Here is a 1,986-nt window from a genome sequence, read left to right as displayed (position 1 = left end):
AATAATAGGATGCTTTTCATCTGAAAGTGTATCCCCTGTTTTAATATCTTTAAAACCTACAGCTGCACCAATATCACCAGCCGCAATAGAATCTACGGCATTCTGCTTATTGGAATGCATCTGATATATTCTTGAAATTCTTTCCTTATTCCCGGAACGATTATTAAGTACGTAAGATCCCGCATTTAACTTGCCCGAATACGCCCTGAAGAAAGCCAAACGGCCTACAAACGGATCTGTGGCAATTTTAAACGCCAAGGCCGCAAAAGGCTCATTAACGTCTGGTTTTCTTAAAACTTCTTTATCTGTTTTTGGATCTATTCCTATAATACCTTCCTTATCCATAGGAGAAGGCAGGTAACGACAAACTGCATCCAATAAAAATTGAACTCCTTTGTTTTTAAAGGAAGAGCCACATATCATTGGAATAATACTCATATCCATAACAGCTGCCCTAAGAGCCGCATGAACTTCATCTTCAGTAATAGAATCTTCATCTTCAAAGAATTTCTCCATCAATCCTTCATCGTATTCTGCTACAGCTTCAATCAAAGCAGCACGATATTCGTGCACTTCGTCCTTCATTTCTTCAGGAATATCAATGACATCAAAAGTAGCACCCATGTCTTCATCATGCCATACAATAGCACGGTTCTTAACAAGGTCAACAATACCTTTAAAGTCTGCTTCTTCGCCTATAGGTAAAACAATTGGAACAGCATTGGATTTCAACATATCCTTAACCTGTTTACTAACCATTAAAAAGTTAGAACCTTGCCTGTCCATCTTGTTAACAAAACCTATTCGAGGAACTTTGTAATTGTCTGCCAATCTCCAGTTAGTTTCAGACTGAGGTTCAACACCATCAACTGCACTAAAAAGAAAAACCAAACCATCCAATACCCTAAGTGAGCGATTTACCTCTACAGTAAAATCCACGTGTCCGGGGGTATCTATAATGTTAAAATGATAGGGTTTAGATTCAGGAAGTATTTGTCCGTTCTTGGTTGGAAAATCCCAGGTACATGTTGTAGCTGCCGAGGTAATTGTTATACCACGTTCCTGCTCCTGAGCCATCCAGTCCATGGTGGCAGCACCATCATGCACTTCCCCTATTTTATGACTAACGCCCGTATAATATAATATACGTTCCGTAGTAGTGGTCTTACCTGCATCAATATGCGCTGCAATACCTATATTTCTTGTATATTTTAAATCTCTAGCCATTTTGCTTTTTAAAATCTAAAGTGGGAAAATGCTTTGTTAGCTTCTGCCATTTTATGTGTATCCACTCTTCTTTTAACCGCAGCACCTTCTTCTTTAGAAGCTGCTAATACTTCTCCAGCCAATTTTTGAGCCATGGATTTTTCATTACGCTTTCGCGCAAAGCTTATAAGCCATTTCATAGAAGTGGAAATTTTTCTATCCGGTCTTATTTGCATGGGTATCTGAAAAGTTGCACCACCTACTCTTCTGCTTCTAACCTCTACATGTGGCATTACATTGGAAAGAGCTTCTTTCCACAATTCCAATGAAGATTTCTCTTCGTCTGTTTTCTTTTCTTCTACAATATCCATTGCATCGTAGAATACTTTAAAGGCAACTGATTTTTTACCATCCCACATTAACATGTTCACAAAACGTGTTACCAGTTGGTCATTAAACCTTGGATCCGGTAATAGTGGTCTTTTTTTCGCCTGTCTTTTTCTCATCTTTTCTTCTTACAAGTTTAGATTACTTTTTAGGGCGTTTTGCTCCGTATTTAGATCTTCTTTGGGTCCTTCCAGCAACTCCTGCTGTATCTAAGGCCCCTCGGACAATATGATATCTAACTCCTGGCAAATCTTTCACCCTTCCGCCTCTAACCAATACTATCGAGTGCTCCTGGAGATTGTGACCTTCGCCGGGAATGTATGCGTTTACCTCTTTACCATTGGTTAACCTAACTCTTGCAACCTTTCGCATTGCAGAATTTGGTTTCTTAGG

At 39.2% G+C, this 1,986-nt stretch carries 3 protein-coding genes; all 3 read right to left on the bottom strand.

Going from position 1 to position 1,986, the window contains the following annotated elements:
* Positions 1-1,227 (bottom strand): elongation factor G (locus tag WBN20_RS06790; protein ID WP_424281164.1); only part of this gene is annotated, 1,227 nt, incomplete at its 3' end.
* Positions 1,228-1,235: 8 nt separating this feature from the next.
* Complete coding sequence (gene rpsG, locus WBN20_RS06785) at positions 1,236-1,712, bottom strand: 30S ribosomal protein S7 (RefSeq protein WP_424273525.1); 477 nt, start codon at positions 1,710-1,712, stop codon at positions 1,236-1,238.
* A gap of 22 nt (positions 1,713-1,734) precedes the next feature.
* The coding region (rpsL, locus tag WBN20_RS06780; RefSeq protein WP_424281163.1) for a 30S ribosomal protein S12 at positions 1,735-1,986 on the bottom strand (252 nt) is incomplete at its 5' end.

This window comes from Eudoraea sp. (assembly GCF_049665975.1).
In the GTDB taxonomy this organism is placed as follows: domain Bacteria; phylum Bacteroidota; class Bacteroidia; order Flavobacteriales; family Flavobacteriaceae; genus Eudoraea.
This window is presented reverse-complemented; position numbering and strand designations above follow the sequence as displayed.

Coding starts and splice junctions, on each gene's coding strand:
- rpsG (WP_424273525.1), bottom strand. CDS start 1,712: ATGAGAAAAAGACAGGCGAAAAAAAGACCACTATTACCGGATCCAAGG.